At 41.5% G+C, this 26,807-nt stretch carries 22 protein-coding genes; 11 read left to right on the top strand and 11 right to left on the bottom strand.

Translation table 11 applies throughout. The features are described 5' to 3' along the window. A partial coding sequence (locus ACXIUD_RS00880; protein WP_458050751.1) for a hypothetical protein occupies positions 1–1,422 on the top strand: 1,422 nt, incomplete at its 5' end. Positions 1,423–1,768: 346 nt separating this feature from the next. Beyond that, complete coding sequence (locus tag ACXIUD_RS00875) at positions 1,769–2,053, top strand: addiction module antidote protein (RefSeq protein ID WP_458050750.1); 285 nt, start codon at positions 1,769–1,771, stop codon at positions 2,051–2,053. A 114-nt stretch (positions 2,054–2,167) separates the two neighbouring features. On the opposite strand, the gene ACXIUD_RS00870 is transcribed toward ACXIUD_RS00875, so the two are convergent. The 7 genes from ACXIUD_RS00870 to ACXIUD_RS00840 all read right to left on the bottom strand — a co-directional run bounded on the left by ACXIUD_RS00870 (position 2,168) and on the right by ACXIUD_RS00840 (position 10,221). Beyond that, entirely contained in the window at positions 2,168–2,296 is a 129-nt protein-coding gene (locus ACXIUD_RS00870; protein ID WP_458050749.1) for a hypothetical protein, read from the bottom strand. A 521-nt stretch (positions 2,297–2,817) separates the two neighbouring features. Then, complete coding sequence (locus ACXIUD_RS00865; RefSeq protein ID WP_458050748.1) at positions 2,818–3,369, bottom strand: nucleotidyl transferase AbiEii/AbiGii toxin family protein; 552 nt, start codon at positions 3,367–3,369, stop codon at positions 2,818–2,820. After that, positions 3,366–4,175: a type IV toxin-antitoxin system AbiEi family antitoxin domain-containing protein gene (locus tag ACXIUD_RS00860; protein WP_458050747.1), complete on the bottom strand. Its 810-nt coding sequence runs from the start codon at positions 4,173–4,175 to the stop codon at positions 3,366–3,368. Before ACXIUD_RS00860 ends, ACXIUD_RS00865 begins: the two co-directional genes overlap by 4 nt. A gap of 214 nt (positions 4,176–4,389) precedes the next feature. Then, a complete protein-coding gene (locus ACXIUD_RS00855; RefSeq protein ID WP_458050746.1) occupies positions 4,390–5,220 on the bottom strand; it encodes an epimerase in 831 nt (276 codons plus the stop codon). Between the two features lie 56 nt (positions 5,221–5,276). Further along, positions 5,277–5,915, bottom strand: coding sequence for a sterol desaturase family protein (locus ACXIUD_RS00850; RefSeq protein WP_458050745.1), 639 nt, complete (start codon positions 5,913–5,915; stop codon positions 5,277–5,279). Between the two features lie 123 nt (positions 5,916–6,038). Further along, a complete protein-coding gene (gene bshA / locus ACXIUD_RS00845; RefSeq protein WP_458050744.1) occupies positions 6,039–7,187 on the bottom strand; it encodes an N-acetyl-alpha-D-glucosaminyl L-malate synthase BshA in 1,149 nt (382 codons plus the stop codon). 58 nt (positions 7,188–7,245) lie between these two features. Beyond that, a complete protein-coding gene (locus ACXIUD_RS00840; RefSeq protein WP_458050743.1) occupies positions 7,246–10,221 on the bottom strand; it encodes a glycoside hydrolase family 3 N-terminal domain-containing protein in 2,976 nt (991 codons plus the stop codon). Positions 10,222–10,383: 162 nt separating this feature from the next. On the opposite strand from ACXIUD_RS00840, the gene ACXIUD_RS00835 reads away from it, so the two are divergent. The 4 genes from ACXIUD_RS00835 to ACXIUD_RS00820 are packed head-to-tail and all read left to right on the top strand — an operon-like array spanning position 10,384 to position 14,451. Next, complete coding sequence (locus ACXIUD_RS00835; protein ID WP_458050742.1) at positions 10,384–10,791, top strand: hypothetical protein; 408 nt, start codon at positions 10,384–10,386, stop codon at positions 10,789–10,791. Then, positions 10,791–12,689 carry a DNA mismatch repair endonuclease MutL gene (gene mutL / locus ACXIUD_RS00830; protein ID WP_458050741.1) on the top strand — a complete coding sequence of 633 codons (1,899 nt, stop codon included), beginning with the start codon at positions 10,791–10,793 and terminating at the stop codon, positions 12,687–12,689. The genes ACXIUD_RS00835 and mutL overlap by 1 nt, the downstream gene beginning before the upstream one ends. 3 nt (positions 12,690–12,692) lie before the next feature. Beyond that, complete coding sequence (locus ACXIUD_RS00825) at positions 12,693–13,484, top strand: rhomboid family intramembrane serine protease (protein WP_458050740.1); 792 nt, start codon at positions 12,693–12,695, stop codon at positions 13,482–13,484. A gap of 4 nt (positions 13,485–13,488) precedes the next feature. Further along, positions 13,489–14,451 (top strand): rhomboid family intramembrane serine protease, encoded by a 963-nt coding sequence (locus ACXIUD_RS00820; protein WP_458050756.1) that lies wholly within the window; start codon positions 13,489–13,491, stop codon positions 14,449–14,451. Between the two features lie 5 nt (positions 14,452–14,456). Here ACXIUD_RS00820 and ACXIUD_RS00815 read toward each other — a convergent pair whose 3' ends face one another. Next, positions 14,457–14,924, bottom strand: a complete 468-nt coding sequence (locus ACXIUD_RS00815; protein ID WP_458050739.1) for a hypothetical protein — start codon at positions 14,922–14,924, stop codon at positions 14,457–14,459. A 78-nt stretch (positions 14,925–15,002) separates the two neighbouring features. Beyond that, positions 15,003–17,714, bottom strand: a complete 2,712-nt coding sequence (locus ACXIUD_RS00810; RefSeq protein WP_458050738.1) for a TonB-dependent receptor plug domain-containing protein — start codon at positions 17,712–17,714, stop codon at positions 15,003–15,005. A gap of 272 nt (positions 17,715–17,986) precedes the next feature. Here ACXIUD_RS00810 and trxA point away from each other — a divergent pair, with 272 nt between their 5' ends. After that, entirely contained in the window at positions 17,987–18,295 is a 309-nt protein-coding gene (gene trxA, locus ACXIUD_RS00805) for a thioredoxin (protein ID WP_458050737.1), read from the top strand. 151 nt (positions 18,296–18,446) lie between these two features. On the opposite strand, the gene ACXIUD_RS00800 is transcribed toward trxA, so the two are convergent. Further along, on the bottom strand, positions 18,447–20,195 hold the full coding sequence (locus ACXIUD_RS00800) for a M14 family metallopeptidase (RefSeq protein ID WP_458050736.1): 1,749 nt from the start codon (positions 20,193–20,195) through the stop codon (positions 18,447–18,449). An 11-nt stretch (positions 20,196–20,206) separates the two neighbouring features. Next, positions 20,207–21,820: a M14 family metallopeptidase gene (locus ACXIUD_RS00795; protein WP_458050735.1), complete on the bottom strand. Its 1,614-nt coding sequence runs from the start codon at positions 21,818–21,820 to the stop codon at positions 20,207–20,209. 236 nt (positions 21,821–22,056) lie between these two features. Here ACXIUD_RS00795 and ACXIUD_RS00790 point away from each other — a divergent pair, with 236 nt between their 5' ends. From ACXIUD_RS00790 to ACXIUD_RS00775, 4 genes are all read left to right on the top strand, one after another. Further along, positions 22,057–22,884, top strand: coding sequence for a universal stress protein (locus ACXIUD_RS00790; protein ID WP_458050734.1), 828 nt, complete (start codon positions 22,057–22,059; stop codon positions 22,882–22,884). Between the two features lie 8 nt (positions 22,885–22,892). Continuing rightward, positions 22,893–24,146 (top strand): cation:proton antiporter, encoded by a 1,254-nt coding sequence (locus tag ACXIUD_RS00785; RefSeq protein ID WP_458050733.1) that lies wholly within the window; start codon positions 22,893–22,895, stop codon positions 24,144–24,146. Between the two features lie 97 nt (positions 24,147–24,243). Next, positions 24,244–25,278 carry a ferrochelatase gene (hemH, locus tag ACXIUD_RS00780; protein WP_458050732.1) on the top strand — a complete coding sequence of 345 codons (1,035 nt, stop codon included), beginning with the start codon at positions 24,244–24,246 and terminating at the stop codon, positions 25,276–25,278. A gap of 227 nt (positions 25,279–25,505) precedes the next feature. Continuing rightward, positions 25,506–26,675, top strand: coding sequence for a CynX/NimT family MFS transporter (locus ACXIUD_RS00775; protein ID WP_458050755.1), 1,170 nt, complete (start codon positions 25,506–25,508; stop codon positions 26,673–26,675). Positions 26,676–26,807 lie beyond the last annotated feature (132 nt).

The following is a 26,807-nucleotide window of genomic DNA, read 5'->3' as shown; positions in this document are numbered from 1 at the left end:
GAGGAATTTATGCTGGAGAGCAACTCACAGATAAAGATACCGATTGCCCATATTCCCTCAGGCATAGCAGAAGTAGCGGTATTCAACGCAGCCTCTGAGCCCTTGGGTCAACGGCTTACTTGGATAGAGAACAATGGTAAGTTACATGTAGAGGCGGCCCTCAACCAAGAGGAATACGGGAGCAGGGAGAAAGTTAGCGTCACTTTTACAGTCAGGGATTCCCAAGGACAGCCGCAGGGAGGTGTTCTTTTGGGGGGAGCTGTGTCGGATAAGCTTTTCCAAATCCCGGGTTACAAAAGAAACTTGTATACTACTGCACACATACTCATCCAAGTGGGTACACAGCCCAATCTAGAGGCACTTTTGGCAGCACCGGAAGCCAATGACAACAGAAAGCTTCAGACGATATTGGAAGCCTGTGGCATAGAACAATATAGCTGGCTGGAAGCGCGGCTGAAAGACAATCAGTCCAAAGAACACCCTCTTCCCAACAAGATTAGGGGACAGATCGTGTATAAAAGCTCCAAAAAGCTGGACAATCCCCAATATGCACTCATGTTCAGAGGGGACGATGAAGCCTCTACGGAATTTATTCCCTTGGATGGAGAGGGCAATTTTGAAATAGATGCAGAAAGTTTGGACTTTGGAAGAGATGAGTATCTATATGTAAAAGCCTTACCAAACGGTTCGATGCAAATTGATCTTTCCATCGAGAAGCCTTTGGAGCTTGTGTCTCCTGTAATGAAAACAGCACGGCTGATTTACCCAAGTATGACTAATGGAAGGCAGGAAGAGGAAAAACTGGACTTTCCAGCCTTTGACAGGAATATGATTCTATTAGGGGAATTTGTTGTCAGAGGTAAACGTATCGTTGAGGAGCGGGAAAAGTTTATAGGTGAACTAATTGAAAAGGCTAAAGTTGATTTTAACAATGATTATTTGTGTAGACCTGCGGGTATGCTTTCGGAAATATTAAACTGTGGAAATCCAAGATGCAAGGAGGAAAATAATAAGCCAATCGAGGGGAAAGAATATACCGAAATTTTTGATATGGAAAAGGCTAAGCATCCAAATTATCATTATGTTTTAACCCCCGGTAATTGGAGAAGGATAACATATAAATATCCAGTCTATACCGATGAGGAGCTGATGAAGTTATATAACATGACGAGAACCAAGGGTTTTTTTAGAGGGCCGGGGTTTGTGCATAAAAAGTATCCTGATCTAACTTCTAAAAATGATCCTGAGTCGGATTATAGGAATACGCTTACATGGATGCCATATATCTTGACAGATGAAGGAGGGAAGGCTGAGTTGGAGTTTTATACCTCCGACATCCGCTCCATATTCTCAGGCAACTTCGAAGCCCTCAGTCCAGATGGTAAGATGGGGCAGGTGATTTTTGAGTTTGTGGTGGAGTAGGTTTCAGGTAGAGGTTTCAGGCGGAGGTTTCACGCAGACCTGCTTGTCGGCAGACAGGGTCGCAAAGGCGCAAAATGTTTGAATCATACCAAATCTAAAACCCTCCTGATGAAAGGCAGATCTAACTTCGAAAAATAAATCTAAAATCTACCCTCTAATCCCGATAGCTATCGGGACTAAAATAAAAAAGTCCACAGATGGCACAGATTTCACAGAGGAAGGTGTTGTGCTACATTTAAAATGATCCCAGCAAATGATAAGTGACTTTTTAAATCTGGAAAAGTCAACTCAAACAAAGGATATCGAGAAAGCAAAGGAAATTTGGAAAAGGATAAAAAAGTAAAAAATGGAAACATCAAAATTTGATATAGCCGATTATTTAGACAGCAAAGAAATGATTGCTGAATATTTGAATTCTGTTTTGGAGGAAGGGGATAATGATGATGTTGTTGTTGCCCTTGGGCACATTGCAAAAGCAATTGGGATGTCCAAAATAGCGGAAGAAACAGGTATGAGTAGACCAAGTTTGTATAAAGCCCTATCAACAGGCTCAAAGCCTCAATTTGAAACAATAATGAAAGTATTAAAAGCTGTTGGTGGTCAATTAAGAATAAATCCTACATCAGCGTAAAAAAAACGATGCCACAACCTCACCCGGGATACAGCCTGCCTTTTTCGCCTGCCTGCCGGCTAAGACAGGGTATACAGGTGACTGGTTAAGAGAAAATAGAAGGTTTATTATCTTTTAGTTGGATGTCTTATATGCTCTGATAGGATTGATTTTAAAATTTCCTCGCATGGCTTGGGGATTGGGTTTCACCCTTCTACCTTCATCCTTACCTTCATTCGACATTCGGAGTTTGACGTTCATCATTCGACATTTTTTCACGCCAAGCCTGCAATGTAAGTCTTGCAGTTCATTCTAAATTCCTCATTCCAAATTCCTAATTATTTTCCTCCTTCCTCCTTTTCAATCGTTCATCATTCGACATTTTTGCCCGCCATGGACGCAATGGTTGATTGCTACGCCCGCTAAGGAAAATTATCTCTTACGTTCAAATCTACTCAGAAGTAAAAAAAAAGCAGTCAATATAACTGGAATTTTAACCCTCGATCATATCTACCTCTCTTTTTAAGGGTTGTCAATATCATCGGAAAATAGTGGTCAACATCATCGGATTAGGTGGAGATGGATCGGGATATAGTACTTTGTAATGGCTAAGAAGAAAAGGGGATGAAACATGCTTTTCTATTACCATAAAACATAATTTATAATCAAGTGAACCACTAATGAAGTATGTTATCAATCGTTGAAATAGGGTTAGGTAACCCTCCCGCCCAAAGTAATTGAATCTTTTTTTATTTCTTGTGATAACGTAACTGATTACACCTTTTCTAAAATTTCTTTTTTAATAAATCTCGTCCTTTCTTTCTTTGGTATAAGGCTCTAAGTTTGGTTGCCAATAGTTCGTCTAATTGATATGTTGGAACCAGAGCTTCTCCCTTATCCCATTCAGAATCCAATTTTACAGGAATATCCACCAATCCGTACACTGAAAAATGTTCTCGGGTATTGACTTCTATTTTTAATTTTATCGGTATATCATCTTCAGATTGGATACTGTAAACAATGGTGTTGTTATGCTCTTTTTGTTTGATACGAGGTTTTCCCAAAAATGAAAGCTGCTCTCTTACTCTATCTATGATTGCTCCAAAAGGTTCTGCCTTTATTTGAACTAGATCAATATCTTCCGAATACCTTACGGCAGGAGCTAAGTACAGCTTGTGCAATGCTGTTCCACCACGAAATGCCAATCGTCCTTTGATAAATTCATCATTAAACAAAGCGATTAAAGCACGCTGTATAATCAAATCTTGTTCTACCTGATAATTTTCCTGCCAGGGAGCCTGCTTTCGCCATGCTGTTATGTATGATTGTGGGATCATAGATCTGCTTCTATTTGTATATTAGGTACAATTTTCCATCTATTTCCAGTGTTCATATTTTCAGGTTTCATTTTTTGAGGTCTCATTAAAATAGGATAATGTTCAATGGATACTAAGTAATTGTACAAAGTGCTGCTTAATTCATTTTCTTCCAGCACATATTCCAATAAATATCCCAAACGCTGGATCACTGTAATTTCTTTATATTGTTTTGCCACTTCTACCAACTTTTCTGCTTGTATCACTTCTTTCAATTCTTCGATTACAGTCGCTACTCGGTTGAATCCACCCACTTCATTATAATAGCTTACCAAATCCAAGGCGGTCAATTCAGGTGATGAAATATTGATATATCCTGTATCTACTTTTTTCTTGATTATATCCTTTTTGTTCCACGCCTTTTTGATGAAAAAGTTAATTCTCACATGATCATTTTTTATGGGTCTTAAAGCAATACCTTCAGTTATTATCGAATAGTTTTGAGGTTGTTGATGAGCTGCTCCGTGGTAAGCTGCAGCATTTAACAGACCCACATAATAATCCCTATTTAAAAATTTCATCAGATCATTTATGTACAGACTGGTAGGAATTATACCTTTAGCTCTGTATTCGGGTGGAACAATTACATAGAAGCCTTTGCGTACCATCACTACTAACTCTTGATTTTTGAGCCTTTGCAAAGCCTTTTTTAAAGCATTCTCTGAAATATTCAGTTTAATATGCAAGCCTCCGGTAGTAAAGCTATATTTACCGTTCGACCTTTGCTCGTCTAAAAATGCATCTAAATATTTATATTGGGTAGCCATGAATTAAGTTTTAAATTGCTTAAGGGGTTGTTTTTTGGCCCCTTACGCAAACGTAAACTTAATTTTTATGTATCAAGAAGGCAAATTTATTGGGAGGTATTTAATTTTAACAAGGTAGAAGTTTACTTAATAGTAGATCTCATAAGACCTCTATTGATGACAACTTTGTAATTTCTTCCTCATTTTGAAAAGGACATTTTAATTGTTGATGATTCTAATAAAATGAGGCATTATACCAAAAATCCAAAGGATTGGGGATTTTAAATTGATATCCTAAACTCACAATCTTTTCTGCTGAAATTTCTTTCCAGGGTTCCTGTTGTTGGGCATAGGATGCAGGAGGAGGAAAGCCTAATTCGGTTGCATTTTTTTCATAGACTTCTTTGCGAAGGGGATGGACGGGGCAGACACCGTTGATGATGTCATTCCAGATTCCCTGTTCCAATACAAAAGCAGCTAGCCCTACTGCGTCATCTTGATGGATGTAATTGACAGGGCTGTCTCCTTGTACCTGCTCTTTACCTGAAAAATACCTGCCTGGAATCCTATTGACTCCCAATAAGCCCCCATAGCGAATGATGGTTAAGTCATAGTGCTTGTTGTCTTGCAAAAGCTGTTCTGCTTGATAAAGGGTTAAATTACTCGTATTGGTGGAATGGAGTGGATCGGATTCTTTCCAAACCTGATTGGTGTCAGGATATACCGAAGTGGCAGAGACATACACTACTTGCTTGATACCATACTGATCGATCAATGCGCGTAAGTATTTGACCTGTTCAGGATGAAAGGTAGCAGGCAAATGCCTGGTGCGTGGAGGAATATTGATAAAGAGTATGTCCGTTTGGAACAGTTCGTTGAAGCCTTCACCTGTTGGATGAGGATTTAGGTTGAATAGATAAGTTTCAAGACCTTCTTGGAGGAGTGCATTCACTTTTTCTGGACTTGTGGCACTGCCTTTAACTGTGTATCCCAGTGTTTGAAGATGTTTACCCAAGGGAAGTCCTAGCCAGCCAAAGCCAATGATTGAAATTCTTTTGTTATCCATTGTTGTAAATTCTTGGAGATGATGTTTATAAAAAAAGGGGACTAAATCCCCTTGTCTTATTTGTCTTTTTTGGGCATGGTTCCCAGCAGGAAGTCCCACAATGGAGAACTCACGCCGAAGGCAGCATCCGGATCTTTATAGTGGTGCACTGCATGGTTTACCCAGAGGATTTTCAGGAAATTTTTTGGAGGCTGATAGGCATGTACGGCATAGTGCACTCCCAAGTACGCAGCATATCCCAATAAAAAACCTGGTAAAAAGAACAGGGCAAAATCACCCATTAATAGCGTAAATGCACCATAGAAGATCAATGCATAAGCTGCACTGATAAATGGAGGCATGGCTAGCCTGTCTTTATCTTTTGGATAATCGTGGTGTACTCCGTGGACAGTGTATTGTAATTTATCTTTGGCAGGTGTGTCAGGTTCCATGTGGAAGAAATGCTTGTGCATCATGTATTCCACAAAAGTAAAGGCTAACAAGCCTGCCAATAAAACCAACATACCTATACCTAAATTGATGCTAGTAGTGCTCACGGCATAATAAAACGAAACTGCCGAAATTACTAAAAACATGGTAATTGGGATGCTGATGTGTGTTCTGGATAATTTTTCTAACACAGGGTTTCCGAACATCTGTGCAGATCCGTTATTATCCGGACGGTCCAATCTTCCAATCTTTTTTAAGGTAGCCATTCTTAGTAGTTTTTGTCTAATTATCCTGTTTAAACAAGATTATTTCCGTTGGTCAGTAATTTTTTGCAAAATTAAACTAGATTCTATCAAAACTGTTCAAAAACTTTGCCTAAGTTTTTGTGATTATGAGTTTTGTAAGAATAAAGCTTTGGAGCGCTCAATGGTCTTTTCGTAGAATGAAACGTATTTGGGTAGGATGTTGGTTACATCAAATTCTTTGGCCCGTTTTAGGGCATGTTGCTTGAATCGTGGAAGGTTAGCATCGTCAAGGATTTCCATTGCTTTTTCCGTCATCCCATGAACATCTCCCACATTGCAAACAAATCCAGTGACCCCATTTACATTTAGTTCCGGAATACCTCCGGCATTAGAAGTCAAAATGGGGACTTCACATGCCAAGGCCTCCAATGCTGCCAAACCAAAACTTTCTTTTTCGGAAGGCATGATAAACAAATCTGCCACTGAAAGCACTTCTTCCACGGCCTCCAATTTCCCGAGAAAGCGGATATCGTCACAGGTGCCCAAATCTCTGCAAAGCCGTTCCATTCGATCCCTTTCAGGCCCATCTCCTACTAAAAGCAATTTAACAGGAATTTGTTTTCTCAATTCAAAGAATACCATGATGACATCTTCCACCCGTTTTACCTTGCGAAAATTGGAGGTATGAACAATCAATTTCTCTCCATTGGGACAAATGGCACGTTTGAAGTGCTCCTTTTTCTGTTTTTTAAACCTATCCAAATCAATGAAATTAGGGATTACCTCAATTTCACTCTTGACAGGAAAGTGTTCGTATGTGGCCTTTTTTAGATCTTCCGAGACGGCAGTGACGCCGTCAGATTGGTTGATGCTAAAAGTCACTACAGGTTCATAGCTTGGATCTTTTCCCACAAGGGTGATATCCGTTCCGTGTAAGGTAGTCACCACAGGAATGTCGATGCCTTCTTGTTTGAGTATTTGCTTGGCCATGTAGGCAGCAGATGCATGAGGAATGGCATAATGTACATGCAGTAGATCCAAATGCTCGTATTTGACTACGTTGACCATCTTACTTGCCAAGGCAAGTTCATAGGGTGCGTGTTCGAATAACGGATAACTTTTGATGTCTACCTCATGGTAAAATAAGTTCTCACTAAAAAAATCCAATCGGGTAGGCTGACTGTAGGTGATAAAATGGATTTGATGACCCTCTTTGGCCAAGGCTTTACCTAATTCTGTAGCAACCACTCCACTACCGCCGAATGTAGGATAGCAGACTATACCGATTTTCATAGGATATATTTAGCTTTTTTATGACAACTATATAAACATCTTATCACATGGTTTTTGTTCATTTTTCGAGAGCTTTATAAATGATATCGTGAATTTCAGTACGGACGCCATCTTTAAGCAAGGTATTATTGTTGGCATCTGGATGCACCCTGTTGGAAAGAAATACATAAATCAAGTCGTTTTCTGGGTCTGCCCAGACACAAGTTCCTGTAAATCCGGTATGGCCAAAGGTTGATTTGGGGGCAAGACTTCCTGCACTTCCTCCCTTGCCTTTTTCAGGTTCGGGCTTGTCCCATCCCCATCCTCTTCTGCTCTGAGAGGACTGGCGTTTGGTGAATTCTTTGATAGTTGCTTCATCCATCAGCGTAAGCCCCCCATAGGTCCCACCATTCAGCATCAGTTGCATCATCACGGCCAAATCATTGGCTTTGCCAAAAAGTCCGGCATGTCCTGCCACCCCTCCATACATAGCTGCACCAGGGTCGTGTACATATCCTTGAATGAGTCGTTTTCTAAAAGCAACGTCATCTTCTGTAGGTGCAATCCATTCTAGTGGATACTTCATGGTAGGATTGAAACTCATCGTGTAAAGTCCTAATGGCTCATAGAAATTTTGTGCCAAAAATGCATCCAAGGGCTGATTGGTGACACTTTCTACCAAAGCTTGAAGAAGGTACATGGTCAAGTCGGAGTACACATAGCTATATTTCCTACGTCCTGGTTCCAATTTTCTCAAGTCCGACTTGATTGTCCATACCCAAAGGCTATCTCGTAGTGTATTGATGCCAAACATATTGTTGGATACAGGAAGGCTGTAGGCTGGTAGGGCTTGTTCGCTGTAGTATTCAGATTTCCATGTTCGGCCGTCCACTGTTTTGGCTTGATGGGGAATATATGCCACTAGTCCCGCTTCATGGGCCAAGATATCCTTGAGAATAAGATTGCCTTTGTTAGTGTTTTTTAATTCGGGTACATATCTGGAAATAGGTTGATCCATGTCAATCAGTTTCCGGCTGGCCAAAAACATGACAGCTTGGGTGGTAGCTAAAACCTTTGTGATCGAGGCCAAGTCATAGACAGTTTCTGTACTAACAGCCTTGGTTTTTTGATAGTCATAGTACCCATAAGCCCGTTCAAACACTACTTTCCCATCTTTGGCTACCAAGACAACACCCCCAGGAAAAGCACGCTTGGAGATGCTGCGCTGCATGACCTCATCGATTTGATTCAATTGAGAAGTCTTCAGCCCTACTTCCTCTGGCATAGCATAAGCTAAGCGGTCCAAGCCTCTCATAAAACCTCCGGAACCCATACGTATTTCATTGCTCACCGAAACAGGTAAAATTCCATGTGCATCTCTACCACCAAAAATGATTTCGGGAGCCAATTTTTGGGTAAATTCATTATTTTCAAAAGCAATCAAGTGATGCGGGAAGTCCTGCATTTGCTTGGCTGCATAGGCATTGCCAAAAAGTACCGTTACCACATTTTTGGTCTGACTTAACTTTCGGATAAATGCCATGTCCGATGATTGGATGCCGAAGGCACGCGATGGGCTGTTGGTCACACCAAAGATTCCAATGACTACCGTATTGACATTTTCCAGTTTTCGCTCCAATGCTTGTTGACTTGCTGCATCCGCACCTTTAGAAAGGTCAAAGTGTTGGAATGGGGCATATTTCCCTAAATATTGTTGAAATACTTTGGCATCTCCGCCCAAACTGACAGAGGCAAATGATTGCAAATCCAAGTTTTTGATGGGAAGAAAGTTGCCTTTGTTGGAAGTCACAGTAATAGCCTCAGCATACAGTTTTTCGGCGATCAGTGCTGTAGCAGGTTGATTGATTCTATCAACCAAGGCTTTGGTGTCAATGGTAGGTGTTTTTCGTAATCCTGCCCAATATTTTGCTTTGAGTACTTTGCGCACCCGCTCGTCTACTTCCTTTTGAGTAATTTTGCCATCAGCTACCGCTTGGATGATCAGCGCTTTTGCTTTGGCTACGTCCTGGGAATAGAGTAAAATATCATTTCCTGCCAACAAAGCGAGTAGATCTACCTCGCCTGGCTTATGGAAGCTGGCTACCCCTTTCATATTCAAGGCATCTGTAAACACCAGCCCATTGAAATTCATTTGTGTTTTGAGCAGGTCGGTGACTACGTATTTGGATAAGGTGGTGGCTTTATTACGCTCGGAATCTAAGCTTGGGATGTGCAGGTGGGCCACCATCACACTCATCAGGTCATTATCAATAAGCTCCCGATAGGGATAGAGGTCAATGTCTTTGATTCTATTTTCTGAATGTCGGATGACTGGAAGTGTATAATGTGAATCGGATTCGGTGTCTCCATGTCCAGGGAAATGCTTGGCATTGGCAATCACTCCATGGTCTTGGAGGCCCTTCATGTAGGCAAGAGACTTTTTGGCCACCAAGCGTTTCTCTTCACCAAATGCCCGATAGCCGATTACTGGGTTATTGGGATTGGAATTCACATCTACTACAGGAGCGAAATTGATGTGCATGCCGAGTAGCTTGAATTGACGGGCCATCTCAGCACCCATATCGTAGATCAGTTTTTCGTCAGCGACAGCCCCGAGAGTCATGGCTTTGGGGAAGCTCAAGACTGAGTCCAAGCGCATGCTGATTCCCCATTCTGCATCCATGGCTATGAAGAGGGGAACTTTGGAGATGGATTGGTAGTAGTTGGTCAGATTGGCTTGTCTGACAGGTCCGCCTTGGAAGAATATAAGGCCCCCCAATTGCTGGTCTTGGATGAGTTTCGCGATTTCCTGTTTGTGTCGCTCATCTTTATTGGAATAGGCGGCTACCATAAATAACTGCCCCAAGCGCTCCTCAAAGCTCATGGAATTGAAAACCGAATCTACCCAGGAAGTTTGCTTGCGCTGATCTTTGGATACCAATGGGTCACGCTCTTCCCGCTTACGGTCCTCATGGCTTTTTTCAAGGCCCAAGACCGCATCAGACTGAAAAATTACTACAGCAGCCAACAGGATTATCCAAACTTTACCTCTCATCCAAGTATTTAATTTTTATTGCTTAGATTTTAAAATAACTTTGTATGAATATACATCGTTTTGTACAAACATACACGGAAAAAACGTAAACAATGGTTGTATATTTGATAAGTTGAACCAGTTTTATTTTTTCCGTCCCAAACAGATTAAATCCGAGTACGCATGAAATTTCCTTCTATCTTCAGGACATCCCAGCCGATGCGGTTTGAAATCAAGCCTCGCTATTACGATCCCGTAAAAGAAGAGATTGAGCAACGAACCGCCCAAATTAAAAGAGAACTACAAGCGGAAGGCGCTTTACCGATTGAGGATGAGGATGAAGATAACCTCCGAAGAAATTATGGAGGTTCGCTGAGAGGCGCTTTTTCATCCGGCTCACAACTGAAAGGTAGGAAAACAAGCTCCTTGCATAGTGCAGGACTTATCCGGATGGTAATCTTCATTTTATTGATAGGCGGCATGTTTGGCTATATCTATTATGGCCCGGAAGTTTTTTATATCCTCTTGTATGCTGTCATGGGGATCTTCGGTTTTACCCTTTTGTTGAAATTAAGAAGAAAACGAAATTAATGAGTGATATTATCCATCTGTTGCCAGATGCCATTGCCAATCAAATAGCGGCGGGTGAAGTGGTGCAGCGCCCGGCGTCTGCCTTAAAGGAATTGATGGAAAATGCTATCGATGCAGGTGCCACATCGGTAAAGGTGGTGGTGAAAGATGCAGGAAAAGCGCTGATTCAGGTGATTGATAACGGCAAGGGAATGTCTCTGACAGATGCTCGTATGTCTTTTGAGCGTCATGCGACGTCCAAAATCCGTACTTCTGACGATCTTTTTGCTATCCGTACGTTTGGTTTTAGGGGAGAAGCTTTGGCCTCCATAGCGGCAGTAGCCCAAGTTGAAATGAAAACCAAGCAGACAGCTGCCGAGTTGGGTACCTTGATTCATATTGAGGGTTCTGAAGTAAAAAAACAGGAGCCGATAGCTACCTCCGAAGGCACTAGTATTGCTGTTAAAAACCTTTTTTTCAACGTTCCCGCTAGAAGAAACTTCCTCAAATCTAACCCGGTAGAAATGCGCCATTTGGTGGATGAATTTCAGCGAGTGGCTCTATCCTATCCAGAGGTGGCTTTCACTTTCCATCAAAATGATATGGAGTTTTTCAACCTGAGCAGTGGGAAACTTAGCCATAGGATCGTAGGAATTTTTGGGAAAACCTATCAGGGAAATTTGGTTTCCTGTGCAGAAGACACCCCTCATCTCAAGATCAAAGGATACATTGGCAAGCCAGCTGCTGCCAAAAAAAGTAGGGGAGAGCAGTTTTTCTTTGTGAATAACCGGTATATCCGAAATAATTACCTCCATCATGCAGTTGTTAATGCCTATGAAGGCTTGATTCCGGCCGACGCCCATCCTTTTTATGTGCTGTTTTTGGAGATTGACCCCTCCCATATCGATATCAATGTACATCCGACGAAGACTGAAATCAAATTTGATGATGAACGAACGGTGTATGGTGTCATTCGCTCAGCAGTGAAGCAAGCTTTGGGAGCTCATCATGTGATGCCCACCCTGGATTTCTCCTTGGATGTCAACTTTTCAGAGAATATTGGCAGGGATTCTGAAAAAAGGGATGCCCTTCGCGAAGAACACCGATACAAGGGAGAAGATGAGCGAGGAGCCGAAGTCAAGTACAAAAACTTTCAATCCCCCTCATTTCAAAGACCTTCTGTTTCTGGCTGGGAAAAGTTATTTGAAGGAGCCGAAAAATTCAGTGCTCCTAGCAGAGAAGTTTCTTCCTCTAGCAGTGCTTTGGATGACTTGGACGTCTTGACCTTTTCTTCCAAGGCGAATGATGAGTCTCAAAAGAGCCCACTTAATTTTCCTGATCCGAGAGAGACGGAAACGGGCACAGTTTTCCAAGTGGATGGAAATTATATTGTAGCACAGATGTCGTCTGGACTGATCATTATCGATCAGCAAACTGCCCATGAGCGTATCCTGTACGAGCGCTATCAGCGTCAATTAGCAAAAGCAGCGGGTTCTTCCCAGCAATGTTTGTTTCCGCAACATGTGCAGTTGAGTCCTTCCGACTTTGTATTGGTGATGGATATCAAGGATGAGTTGTACAGTTTGGGATTTCAAATCGAAGAATTTGGAAAAGACACGGTGTTGATTCAAGGGATTCCGGCAGATACACCCAATACCAATGAAAAGGCATTGTTTGAGGGCTTGTTGGAGCAGTTTAAGCACTTCAAGTCTGAGCTATCTTTGGATACCCGTGAAAATCTCGCCCGCTCTATGGCCAAGCGCTCATCTATCAAGAGAGGGGCTAAGCTCAACGCCGCAGAGATGGAATCTGTGGTGGGGCAATTATTTGCCTGTCAAAACCCGAATTATGGACTTTCTGGGAACAAAACCTTTGTCAAATTAGATTTACATAAGATACAAGCCTTTTTTCTTAAATAAGCTATGTTCAGAAACTTAACACCGGTAGTAAAAAATCTGCTTTTAATCACTGTGCTGATTTATTTTATTTCAGCCATGATTATGCCCCAATTGAAAGCTATTGGTGCATTATACTATATCCATAGCAGTAAGTTTTTGCCTTTCCAGTTTCTGACTTACATGTTTCTGCATGCAGATGGATGGCATTTATTTTCCAACATGCTGGGTCTCTTTATTTTTGGGCCCTTGTTGGAGCAGTATTTGGGTCCAAAAAAATTGTTGACCTTATGGCTTGTCTGTGGTGTAGGTTCTGGCTTGCTGTATTCGGGGTATACAGCATACAGAATGAATTCCCTTGATCAGGAGATTGCCGCTTTCAATAACGATCCTACGCCGGAGCGTTTCAATGATTTCGTCAAAGAAAACAGGCATTTGTTTCGAACGGGGGTATTTGATTTTATTGATAACTTTAGCAGAAACCCTGAAAGCAAAGAATTAAAGCAGCGTGCACGGGAGAATATGAGCCAAGTGAGAAATATACAGGCGAATATTCCAATGGTAGGTGCTTCGGGGGCTTTGTTTGGGGTATTGATCGCATTTGGAATGCTCTTTCCCAATACGCAGCTATTCTTACTGTTTCCACCCATGCCAGTGAAGGCGAAGTACTTGGTTTTGGTATACGGTTTGTATACCATTTACAACGTCATCAATAATAATCCGTTAGATAATGTGGCGCATTTTGCTCACTTAAGTGGATTGGTGATTGGAGCGATTTTAGTAACTTACTGGAGAAAAAAACGAGATAGTTTCTACTGATATGATGTACGGAGGATTTTGGCATAATTTGAAAAACGCATTCAAGGAAAGCAATAATAGTTTGTTCAAACTTATTGCGATCAACTTGATGGTGTTTGCTGTGATGTTGGTGTTGCGGGTAGTCCTAACCTTGGCTGGTTTGGGAGAAGTGTATCAATCGTTCCGCTCGATTTTGATGGTGCCGGCATCCTTGGAAAGTCTGATTATTCAGCCATGGTCTTTAGTAACCTATATGTTTTTCCATGAAGGGGTTTTTCATATCCTTTTCAATATGCTCTTCCTGTATTGGTTTGGCTTGTTGGTCCATGAATATCTTGGTAGTAGAAAGCTAGCTAATCTATATATTTTAGGGGGGTTGACGGGTGCCTTGTTGTATATACTCATGTACAATTTGTCTCCTTACTTTTCGAACTCTGTAGATGTAGCCCGCATGTTAGGTGCTAGTGCAGGGGTTTATGCGATCGTGGTGGGTGCGGCTACCTTGGCTCCGAATACCACCTTTCAATTGTTATTGCTTGGTCCTGTAAAAATCAAATACATTGCTATTTTTTATGTACTGATAGCTTTTGCCAATTCAATAGGTTCCAATGCGGGAGGAGAGCTATCCCATTTGGGAGGAGCACTTCTTGGTTTCCTGTATATCAATCAGTTGAGAAAAGGAAAAGACTGGGGTATTCCTATTCAGGCCATTGGTTTGTTCTTTGAAAATCTCTTGAAAAAGCGGCCTAAAGTTCGCGTTTCTTACAGAAAGCAAAAGACGCCCACTTCTTCATCTTCTACCACAAGCAGTAGTGGCTCCAAATTTGAAGGATTTTCGACCAACAAAGCAAGTAGTCCACTTCGTGGAGGCGGAAAAGAAGCTACGCAAGAGGAAATTGATGCAATTTTAGATAAGATTGCGGATAAAGGCTATGAAGCGCTGAGTAAAGAAGAGAAGCGAAAATTATTTGAGTTTTCGAAGAAATAAAACCATTACATCCCAAAGATTAGTCCTACCCGTAAAACAGATTGTCTGGTGTTTTGGCTTTGAATTTTGAACTCCGTGTTTAAGCCTATGCCATCAATCAGCGCAATCATGGCACCTAAGCCAAAATTACCGCCCGGTCTTGATTGGTTCAAGCCAGGTACTCCAGGCTGTAGATTGATCCAATAGTTGTTATAGCCTCCCAATACATATACCTGTGAAACCCCTTCAGTAAGGTAGTAGCGGAGATCCATATTAAAGTTCATACTACGCCCTACTCTTGGAAACCAATAGGTAAAATTGGGGGCTAGGGCAAATCTATCAGCGAAGAAATATTCCACACCGGCATTTGCTCCAAAGTCCTCAATTTGGAGTTTGTATTCACCGCCCAATTGAACTCTGAAGTCCCCTTGCTCTTGTGCTTGGGCAAAGGTGATTATTCCAAAAAACAAGCAGATTACTAATAGCTTTTTCATAATGATAGTGTTTGCTTTCAAATTATACAAAAAAAGAAAAATCCCCAACTTCGGTCGGGGATTTAAGCGTAAAATAGCTTATTCAGCTCCAATTTCTTGTTCTAAGTAAGAAATCCTACCAAACTTGTCTATGCCTTGTATGATCACCTTATATTTTTCTACATAGTCATTGTTGAAAAATTCTACGGTAGCTTCGTTGCCTGACCAGGTGAGTTTTGGACTCCAGAAGAGGGTAGAGCGGAAGTCTGGTCTTGGGTCATTTTCTTTGTCATATCTTGGTATATAAAATTCTCTAGGTGTGGTATAGCCTGGGAATTGAAGGTTAAATACTCCATCTCCTACATCCACTAATCCACTACCTCTTTTAGTGTAAACTGCGATAGCTCCTCCTGCTCCGGCAGAACCAAATATTGCCAAGGAAGCAGCATCTTTAAATACTTCAACAGTGGCAACCTCTCTTGGGGTAATCGTGCTTAAGAGTTCAGCGTCCACCTGAACGTTGTCTAATAGGAAAATTGGGGAAACTGGATTGATTGATCCAACTCCTCTAATGGTAATTACTGGTGTTCCACCACCCACGGGACTTGGTACTATTCTCACGCCAGCTATTCTTCCTTGTAGCATCTGCCAAATATCAAAGAAACCTTCATAGCCGGCAATATCAGAGGGTTTGATAACCACATCTCCTTTTCCAAATACTCTATTGATATTTTCTTCTTCGGGAGCTATTCGTTGAGCTTTAACAACGAACTCTCCTATATCCACTGTCCCCATTTCGTCGAAAGCCACATTTACCTGTCTTCTTTTGTCCGCATTTGTCAAATAATCCCTCATGACAGGATTGATCTCAAAGGGTTGGTACAATGGATTGAAACCTTTCCATTGTTCGTATTTGGCTAAGGGTTTATCCAATTCTAAACTCACGAATTCCCGTAGCCTTCTATCTTGTACAGTCAATACCAACTGACTGGTATCCTGAAAATCCATATCATCTATGATGAACCGCCCATTTTCGGCAAATTCAGCCATCACAAACTCCTCTGCCTTCCCTTTTAAGAATGCAGTTACAGTGCCACCGCTTAAGCCTCTTCTACGTTCTTCTTTTGGCTTTACTGTTCCTGTTATATTGATTCCTTGTTCTATGAAATGCTCATTTCCAAAGTTTCCTGCCAGCACTTTTTCCCAGTTAAACCTTCTCCAACCATGGGTGAGCATGACTAAATCCAGCTCTTCCATATTAGAGCCTTCAGTAAACAAAGCTTTTGCGTTATGGATAGTCCCCCTTAGTTCAGACTCTAACTTAAGGTATGAGAAAATATTGCTATCAAAAGACCCAGGAGATTCATTAGCATCTGTGATCGCTATGGAATATGATCCACCTTCAAAGTTGTCACCATTAATTCGAACTTTCCATGTGTTTTTTCCTCTAGCAGTTAGGTTTAAATTACCTGTTTCCAAAGCAAAATCCAGCTTATTGTCTTGCGGAATAAAGATCAGTCTTTCAGCAAGTGGAGTTCCATTTGGCTCAAAAAGTGTCACTTGGTTGATACCTGGAGCTAATTGTGACTTTTGAATTCGAGCGCCAGATACCCCACTGGCAAGATTGATTTTCTGCATGTGGCCAACTCTTCCTCGAGCATGCACTACGAGAAGTCCCTCTCCATTCGGTGAAATGTTATTAAAATTACTAGCTTGGATCAGAATGTTTACTAAACCTTCCCTAAGGTTGTCTACTGTAAGGTTGATACCAGTATCTTTGATTGCTGGGAGTGCTTTTTCCAGTTGTTCATTTCCTCTAGTAAGGGATGCTTTGTAGGTTATCCCAGATTGTGGTGTAAAGGTAAATTGCCCAAGTCCACTGGTATTGGTCGAAAAAGTTACTTCTTCCTCACCTACTGTTAGTTTCCCTTGCAGTTCTATAGGTAAACCTGCTGGACTAATGGAACGAATAGCAACTTTGTTGGGGAAGCCTGCGATGAGATCTCCTCCTTCGGGTAACAATTGTATATCTGCCACTGAGAGTGGTGTAGGTAAGATAAACTTTCTGGAGATGCTATATTCTTCATTTTCCTTTTGAATAAGTACCAGTACGGTTAGCTTTTCCAAATCTTTTTGTGGTAGATTGAAGTTTAAGGTATACTTACCTTCGGCATCTGTTATGAAACGTCCTTCTTTTAAGGTTTTGCCTTGTTGCAATAGTTCATAATGAATCTCTTCGTTTGCTAAGGATTGCAATGATTGATTTAGTGCTGTGATGCTCGCATTGTAAGAGACTTCATTTGCCGTTTCTGAATAAGTAAATGTTGTATTAGGCTGAAACTTGAGATTGTATGGTTCAAGTACCTGAATGCTTGTCTGAAAATAAGATTCTTCTTCAAAACCTCTCATCCAATGACTGTAAGCTTTTAGATGATAGGTTCCTTCTTTTGCATAAATATTTAATCGAAAACTTCCTTCTCCGTGCCCATCAGTGATTCGAACATTACTTTGTTCTACTAAATTTCCTTCATTGTCTAATAAATCCACATAGACCACTTTACTTAATGGCGAAGGAATGTCAGGACTACCTGCGGTAATATAAACTGAGAACCAAATAAAATCTCCAGCTGCATAATTGGGTCTGTCTAGATGAAGGAAGACTTTTTCTTCAGGGAAATCATTAGTGTAGCTCTCAGTTTGGGCGAGAATTCTTTCTGCCAATTCTGCTAGTTCATTTTTGAGTTGGTAAGCTGAAAATACTAGAATAAAGAAAAGTGCTAAAGGCAATAGATACTTTACTGGTCTTTGCATATTAAATAATCGTTGGTTTAGGTTTTAGTTGGGACAAATTTACTAGGTTTATCAACGGTATTTTCAAAATCTTGTTCGCTTTTCGAACCATTTTTTGATTTTTTAACTAATAATTCACGAATATACCTATTTAAAACTTAGGTTTGGGAAATTTTATCCAAAAATTTGTTAAAAGATTAGTTTTCGAATTGGAGTACCGCCAGAGGAATTAGTGTTTTTGGTCACCGGAGAATTAATCGTTAGCTTGTATTTTTGTACAAAATCAGCAGTAGATGGCAAAGAAGAAGTTTAAAGATGTGGTCAACCAATCCGATGAGTTCGTTTTGGTGGATTTTTATGCGGATTGGTGTGCTCCTTGTCAGACAATGAACCCTGTGTTGGAACAGGTTATTGGAGAGTTGGGAGGGAAAGTTAAACTCTTTAAACTCAATGTAGACCGTAATCCTCAGGTAAGTTTGCAATTCGGTGTGCGCTCCATACCCCATTATATCTTGTTTAAGCGGGGTAAAATTCTTTGGAGGAAGGGTGGTTATATGACCAAGCGGGATTTGCTGCAGGCGATGAAAGCCTTTGTTTCGTAGTACTAGTGAATTGATTATTGGTAATTTAGGAGCAGTATTGGATGATTATATTATAAACTTACTTGGGTCCCTTCTAGTGTAAAAAAAGCCTGAGAACAATTGCTCTCAGGCTTTCAATGTAATTAATGGACTTAATGTTAGCCGTTATTCTTTATTTGCTCCAACTAGCTTTACCGCCTTTGGCAGAATCAACCGTGATACTGTACTTGCTGTTTCCACTGACGATCCAGCGAACTTTTACAGCGCCCATACCTGGGATATTGTCAACAGCGATTTTTTCAGGATTGACTTTTTGTTCGGCAAGTTTGTTGAAATCCTCATTTTCTACCACAAAACCTGCCACAACTTTTGCACCTGAAATACTGATGTAATCCGGACGCTCGATTTTGTATTTCAAGTCTTGAGAAGAGTGCGTTGGAATCATGCGCTCATTGTAGATGGTAGCCGTGATTTCACGTAAGCCACCGCCCAAATCTTTTTCTTTCACATCAGATACAGAAAGTTTTGGGGTATGATAGGCGTGAAGAATGGTGAAAGCGGCATTTCTATGGGCGTCCGTTTCCATCAAGAAGCCTGGATGTAATCTTCCGAAGTTCTTTTTGAAACCTCCGATTTCGATTGTGCCATACTGAGGGTGATTATATTCTTCCCAATTGACAAAGGCATCCCCGAAGAGTAAATAGTCATCAGCTTTGAACTGCTCATCCTGATTGTTTCTGCCTGCATTTGTATGGAAATACAAGTAGGAAGTCATCAATTCATTGGAGTAAGTGAAGATCCCTCTTCCTCCGTAAAACCAATCCAATTGTCCACCAAATACAGAATACAAATCTTTGTATACGACTAGATATCTGTAGCCTGGCATAAACTCTTCACCTTTTTTCGCGATAGCATCATACACGCGTACGTCTGTAGCATTGTATGTGCCCAAATCCTCTTCAGCACCAGGACCTCTTAGAATCATCCCTCCGTAATTGTGGTAAGATTGAGCTGCAGCAATGTTTGGGTGCTTCATGACGAAATCAACTACTGCTCTGTTTTCTGGAACGGAGAACGGATAGCGCAAAGCACCTGATTGAATATAATCCGGCTGCCAGTTCCAACCCCAGTCTCTGTTGGGGTCATAATATCCGATACCATCATCGTTGATGACACCATCTCCATCCCGATCGATCCCTTCATAGCCAAGCATTTCATATTCTCCTTGCTGATCGGGGCCTACCATGATAAGCTTGCGAGGGTCCATTTTATCTTTAATGAATCGACCTGTAGGAGATTTACGGATCATCATGGTGATGTGCCCATCCTTATTCAAATCATCAAAAGGATCTTCACCAAATTCTCCATCACGGTCGTTGTCAAAAATCATCATTCCCGAACGTGGGGAGTTTTGATTGTTAGCCTCTTTGATGAAGTAATCGTGGGCATCTGGGTTGATCGTTGGAGCAATGTAGAAGGTTTTATCTTTCAGCAATTGCGTGATAAAATCTAAATCCCCATACATCTCGGCTAAGTACCAAGCGGTGTAGAGTGTAAATTCTGTTCCTTGGATTTCATTGGAGTGGATGTTTCCATCAATCCACATGGCAGGCTTGTCTTCTGCTTTTCCAGTGCTGAAATCCGTAATAGTCAAGACCCAAATGTCATTGCCTTGGTAAGATTTGCCAATGCTTTGCAATTTGACAATGTTTGGATGCTTCTTGGCCATGTCTTTCATGATTTCTTCCAAGGCCAAGTTGGTATGGTAGCGATTCCAGGATACTGGAACTTTGGGGTTATGAGGAGTTCCAAGTGCACGGAAATATCTTCCGTCAGCTACCTGTGCAGTGGATTCCTGTATGCCCGTGAAGCACAATGCTGCTCCAATCAGGCCTGTATATACTAAATTTTTTAATTTCATGGCTTGATGGATTAAAGTTTCACGTTTAAGGTGGCAAATCCTGCATGTGCTGCACCTGCTTTGATGTCAACACTTCCCGAACCTTTTACAACCCAAGTCAATGTGGTCTTGTCAAAAGCATCGATTTTATTGATCAACTTGATTTTATCACCTGCGATCAAGTCTTTGGCGTCACGGTTGATGTCTACACGAACTCTTCTCAACCATCTAGAGCGCACACCCATGTCGGAATGCGTCGGTAGTGGGGAATTATTGAATAAATCTACTGTGATTCGCGTGAGGCCATTGCCTAACTTTTCGGTTTGCAGATTATGAAACTCCAACTTTGGGCTCATCTCAGCTAGTTTCAAGATGAATTCATTGTGTTCTTTCGCAATGTCAGCTACTTTCTCAAACGGAGGATTGTACATGACAAATGGCTTGATGCCTCCAACTTCCACTTTCTGCCCAGGGAGGTCAGGGTGGGAAACTGATTGCCAATCCACAAATGCATCAATGCCTTCGCTATCTGCCCAAGCAAGGAAATTTGCTTCTGCATTCGGATTGGATTTACCGTCTGCATCCTTAAACTCAGGTACCCACCATCCTGGTGTAGAGAAGCTTAATCTTCCAAAGTGGAAATATGCCCATTGAAAGAAATCCCCGTCAGTACCTTGGTTGGTCTGATTGTAGGCTTTTTGAGTAACTGTTTTGTTGTAAATCCCTGATACCATACTGTTGATGGCTACATCTTTTTCCAGCATAGAAGTCACGATTCTCTTGCGCGCATCTGCAGCATTGTACTTCAATGGAGAAGATAAGTTATTCGCAGGAGAGAAGGTGAAAATTGCGAAGATATTCCACTGATCGAACAAATAATCCAACATGGCTCTTCCTTCCACTTGGGATACTGCAAAATCACCTGCTAATGGAGTGAAAATCGGGAATTTGTAGGTTAGGGATCGGTTGAAGGCAATACCTTCTTCCAAGTCCTCACCAAATTTCCCGTCTTTGTCAGTATCACGAGATTCAGTCATTAGCATGTGTGTGCCTTTTTCTCCTTTACTTCTGTCAGCTTTGACCATTACGCGAGGATCCTTTTCGTGTACATAGTAGTCACCCATAGGGCTCTCTACACGCATCATGGTGATCACTCCATCTTTATTTAAGTCAACATAGCCATCTTCAGAAACTTGTCCATCTCTATCGTGGTCTACTTTTGCAGCGTTACCTCTACGCTCGTACTTTAAGGATGCATGATATTGCTCGTAAGCATCAGGAGACATATTTGGGAATATGTAAAAGGTGTTTCTGTCTAGTGCTGCACTATTGTCTTTTACCAATGACTCGGCAAATTGTAGCGCAAGCTCTACACTCAATACATGGAATCCTTCCACTCCGCCCACTACGGCAATGGCAGGTTTGTTGTCTAGGTCGCCTTTTCCGACTTTGAGTACCCAAATGTCTTTTCCACCTTCAGTCTTGGTTAAGGAACTGAGTTTGGCAGCACTGCCGCTACCCGAGATGGCTTGCAGCCGTTGGGTCATCTGGCTGAGGGTGGGATAATCCCGCTGCGCCAAGGATTCGGTCTGTATAGCTAAGAGCATTCCAGCACCGGCAACCCATGATAGTAGGTTTTTCTTCATAAATTATCAGGTTATATTCCGATTGATTTGAATTAGCATGGATAGCTAATCGAGCCCTATGTTACGAAAAAAATATGGCTCTTGGGAACGGCCTTCGTGTAGCATGACTAAAGCTTTGCTAAGTGGTTAAAGTATTGGATAAATGGAAGGAGTGATTTGCCATTCCTCAAACTCTTTGATTTTTCTTACCCAAAAGCAAATAAAATTGGTATTTTACCCCTTGAAACTTTGCCGTTATGTTTAAGAAGATTGCCCTTGCCATTGCTTTTTCTCCTCGTTTTGCAGCATTGATCGCTGAAGCCAAGCGTCTTTCAGAGATTTTTGATGCAGAATTAATCCTGATTCATGTTGGTGAACAGGATGAGTCCCAGATGAACGTGTTGACTCAAATCCTACAGGATATGGGGATTCATCAAAAAACCAAAGTTTTTTGGGAACAAGGGAAGCCTGCCAATAAAATCATGGAAGTATGCGAAAAACAAGGAGTGGATTTGTTGGTCGCGGGTGCCTTAAAAAAGGAGGGTTTACTTCAATATTACATAGGTTCCATAGCCCGAAAAATTATCCGTAAGTCTAAATGTTCTGTGCTTATGTTGATAGAGCCCTTGGAAAAACCAACCCCTTTTGACAAGGTAGTGATCAATGGTACGCAACAAGAGCAAACGCCACGGGTTATTGCACGGGGATTGGATTGGTGTAAGATAGATCAGGCCAAGCAGGTATTTATCGTGAATGAAATTAAAATGTATGGTATGCAGATGGCTACAGCTGGAGAGGGAGGGGAAAGTGAAATAGCCAACACCCGAAGAAGGCTGGTAGCGGAAGAAGTGGCTTACGTGGAAAATATATTGAAAGGATTGGATAAAGGAAATTTGAAGGTGCATATCAAAATTACCTGTGGTAAATGGGCAGTGGAGTTAGCTCGATTTGCAACAGATGTAAAGGCGGATTTGCTGATAGTAGGAGATGAAGGGAAATTGGGGCTGTTGGATCGATTGTTTCCACATGATTTGGAGGAAATCCTCAGTGATTTGCCTTGTAATTTATTAATTGTTAAAAAGTAAACAGCTTCATGGAACATTTATCACATCAAGATGTAGTCAATCTATTTCTGATGCTAGCGGCCATGTTGCTGCTGGCGCGGGTCTTTGCGGAGATAGCGCAGAAATTCAAACAACCTGCTGTTGTAGGCGAGTTGCTTGCCGGAATTTTATTGGGTCCCACGATTTTGGGAACATTTTTTCCGGAATTTCACGAAACGCTCTTTATGAGCAATCCAAACGCCAACTTGGCCTTGGATGGATTTGTACAAATAGCAGTTGTACTCTTATTATTTATTGCAGGCCTAGAAGTCGAATTGCATTTGGTGTGGTCTCAGGGTAAATCAGCGCTGAGCATAAGTTTGCTTGGATTGGTGGTGCCATTTGCCTTGGGCTTTGTATTCCCGTATTATTTTCCGGAGTTCTTTGGCTTGGCAGAGGGGGACCGATTGCTGTTTTCATTGTTTATGGGTACAGCCATGTCGATTACTGCATTGCCCGTCGTCGTGCGGATTTTGATGGATTTGGATTTATTTAAAACCAAAATGGGCATGTTGATCGTGGCATCCGCTATGGTCAATGATATCATCGGTTGGTTGATTTTCTCCGTGATTTTATCCTTTATGGGTAAAGCGGGTAATCTCTCCTTGATGCAGACTATTGGGATTACCTTGTTGTTTACCTTCTTTATGTTGACCATTGGGAAGTTTATCATCAATAAAGCATTGCCTTGGATCAATAAAAAATTAGCTTGGCCGGGTGGTGTACTGTCACTTTCCATGGCTTTTTGTTTTATGGCTGCTGCATTTACGGAGTGGTTGGGAATCCATGCGATTTTTGGGGCATTTTTGTTGGGTGTAGCTTTGGGAGACTCCGAACACATGTCCGAGAGAGCCAAAGAGATTGTGCATCAATTTATCAACAATATTTTCGCACCACTTTTCTTTGTATCTATTGGTTTGAAGATTAATTTCTTTACCAATTTTGACCTACTGCTTACCTTGGCAATCTTGGTTATCTCATTTGCAGGAAAGATTGTGGGAAGTGGCTTTGGGGCATACAAGGGTGGCTTCAATGTTAAGGAATCCTTGGCGGTTGGTTTTGGGATGAATGCTCGTGGTGCTATGGAAATTATTTTGGGTTTGATTGCATTAGAAAATGGATTGATTGGGGAGAAGCTCTTTGTGGCTTTAGTTATCATGGCTATTGTAACCAGTATGAGCAGTGGCCCGTTGATGAAGTGGTCTCTGAAGGCGGCTAAAGAAGAACAAGCTGCTGCAACCTAAAGCAGTCAATCAACGATACAAAGATTCAATTGGTAAATTGCAACCAAAGACAGTACTTTTGGTTTCTATTTGGAAAAAGACGTTACTAGAATATATCATGAGTAAGAATAAAGCTAAAATTGGCGTATTGCTCGTCAACTTGGGTACTCCTGACAGTACAGCTGTTGGTGATGTTAGAAAATACTTGAGAGAGTTTTTGATGGATGGACGCGTGATTGACTTCCCTTTTATTCCACGATGGATGTTGGTCAATCTGATTATTGCTCCTTTTAGATCTTTCAAATCAGCCGCAGAATATAGAAAAGTATGGGAAGAAAGAGGTTCTCCTTTGATGTTTCATACAGTAGACTTACGTGATAAAGTAGCTGAAAAACTGGATAAGGATAAGTACGTGGTCGAAATGGCCATGCGTTACCAAACACCAAGTATTGAGGAAGGATTGAATAAGCTCAATAAAGCCAATGTGAGGAAAATCATCGTGATTTCTTTATTTCCTCAGTATGCTTCTGCTACCAATGGCTCTGTTGTGGACAAAGTGATGGAGATTGCCCGTACTTGGCAGATTATACCTAATATTTCTTTCGTCAATAACTTTGTGGATCATCCGCTATTCTTGGAAGCTTGGGCTGAATTGGGTAGGGAGTGGATGGCCAAGCAGGAGTATGATAAATACCTGTTCTCTTACCACGGCCTTCCAGCCAGACAAATCAAAAAGGGTTCTGTGGATAATTACTGTCAGTTGAGTGACAAATGCTGTGGGAATTATACCAAGAAAAATCAGTTTTGCTACCGAGGGCAGTGTTTCTACACTACACGTCTGATTGCCGAGAAATTGGGCATCCCTATGGAAAAGACCATTACCTGCTTCCAGTCTCGACTAGGGAAAGATACTTGGATTCAGCCCTACACAGAGGATGTGATTGAGGAATTGGCAAAAGATGGTATCAAAAAAGTGTTGGTGTTTTCACCGGCATTCGTAGCTGATTGCTTGGAAACAACCGTGGAAGTTGGACAGGAGTACAAAGAGGAATTCATCGAACTAGGTGGTGAACAATGGGATCTGGTACCAAGCTTAAACTCCAATGATACTTGGGTGGAGTGTGTGAAGGAGTTGGTGGTGGAGAATAGTTGATACTTAGGGATATTGGTAGATATTTGATATTGATTGAAATAAGGTAGAAATAAAGTGGAAATAAGGTTGAAATAGGGGCGTTGGGTTGAGAAGGATGTTTTGTTTCTAGGAAATTGTAACCGCAAAGGTCTCAAAGTTTTGCGCTGAGGGCGCTGAGATAGAAAAATATTCTTTGGGTTCTTTGCGTTGCCTTTGCATCTTTGCGGTTTAGAAGAGCAAAAGTGGAAATAAGAAAGTTGGCCCAGAGTAATGGGTTTTTGTTTTTTGGGATTTTATTGGTCGCTTTTAATTTGCGTCCTTCGATCACGGCTGTAGGGCCTTTGATTCCAATGATTAGAGAGGATTTGGGCTTGAGCAATGGATGGGCCGGATTTCTGACTACCTTGCCACTATTGACATTTGCGACCTTTTCCTTGTTTTCGGCAGCTATAGGTAAGCGCTTGGGTAATTCTCAGGCTATATTTTGGGCATTGGTGCTCATTTTGATAGGTACAATTCTGCGTGTTCAGGGTGGTTCATGGCTCTTATTTATGGGGACTGGCATCACAGGGATAGGGATTGTGATTTGTAATGTGCTACTGATTCCTTTGATTAAAAACCGTTTGCCCCACAAAATCGGTGTTGCCACAGCCTCCTACACTACGGGGATGACTTTATTTGCGGCGATTGCTTCGGGGATATCAGCTCCTTTGGCTTTGGACTTGGATTGGGGATGGCGAGGTTCTTTGTTGTTTTGGGCTGTGTTACTCCTTATTGGAATTTTGGTTTGGGCTCCTCAAGCAGCTGTAAAGATTCAAGGAAAGCAACAACATTCAAATACTCCTAAAGTCAATGTCTGGAAATCGCGTTTGGCTTGGCAGGTGAGTTTGTTTATGGGTGTGCAGTCCTTACTCTTTTTTACCATTGTGGCATGGCTACCGGATATGATGATTGATCGGGGATTGAGTCCTGTGGAAGCGGGGGTGTTGATTTCGGTGATGCAATTGGTAGGATTGCTTGGTTCTTTTTTGGCGCCGATTATTGCGGTGAAGTTCAAAGATCAAGTGGGGATGGTGTTGGTGTTGGGAGGGATGTACATTCTCGGGTTTTTGACGCTCTTTAGTTCTTTACTTTGGATCAATTATGCTGGATTACTTTTGGTTGGAATTGGCTTGGGTTCTAGTATTTCACTAGCCTATACCTTAATTGGCCTGAGAACTGATGCCGAGCAAACTACGGCTTCTCTCTCCGGTATGTCTCAATCGACTGGGTACTACTTGGCTGCATTGGGGCCTTTACTTTTTGGGATAGCTTTTGATATCTGGCAGGATTGGAATTTGTTGATTTATTTGTTGCTGATCTGTAGTCTGTTGTTCACCTATTTCGGCTGGAAATCAGGGGTAGCGAAAAAAATTTAGTTAGGATTTTTTACCATTAAGGCATTAAGGGAATGAAGGTTTGCTCTTAATGTCCCTTAACTTCTTCATGGTTTTTCTTTCCTATAAAAATCTGGGTTCATGGTTCTTCTATACAAAAAAAGCCCCGCGGGT

The organism is Mongoliitalea sp. (assembly GCF_054166905.1).
This window is presented reverse-complemented; position numbering and strand designations above follow the sequence as displayed.